1 protein-coding gene is annotated in these 360 nt (G+C 40.3%); it reads left to right on the forward strand.

Annotated elements, in window-relative coordinates; genetic code table 11:
* Positions 1–332, forward strand: a 332-nt coding sequence (locus tag AACR11_RS08710; RefSeq protein ID WP_079324670.1) for a lytic transglycosylase domain-containing protein, incomplete at its 5' end; no start/stop codon positions are given.
* Positions 333–360 lie beyond the last annotated feature (28 nt).

Below are 360 nucleotides of genomic sequence, written 5' to 3' on the forward strand. Positions count from 1 at the left end.
CTCAAGTTGAAAGTAGCCTTGATCCGACTGCTTATAACGAAAATAAAAACGCTGCGGGTAAGATCACTAGCCGTGATTTTGGGTTGATGCAAATTAATTCAAGCTGGTTTAGCAAACTTGCTGATCTTAATGTGAACGAGCAGAACGTCTATGAGCCGTGTTTTAATGTTTCATTAGGTGCTTGGGTATTAAGTACGAACTTTGCTACTCACGGTTATAACTGGAACAGCGTAGGCGCTTATAATGCTGGCTTCTCCAAACGTACCGAGCACGCCAGAAAAATATACATCCAAAAAGTCCAATCTGTTTATTATTCCGCAAAAGTTAAATAACCATCATTGCACCATGATGGTGCAATGA

The sequence above is a fragment of the Vibrio sp. L85 genome, assembly GCF_963871815.1.
GTDB lineage: Bacteria > Pseudomonadota > Gammaproteobacteria > Enterobacterales > Vibrionaceae > Vibrio > Vibrio harveyi.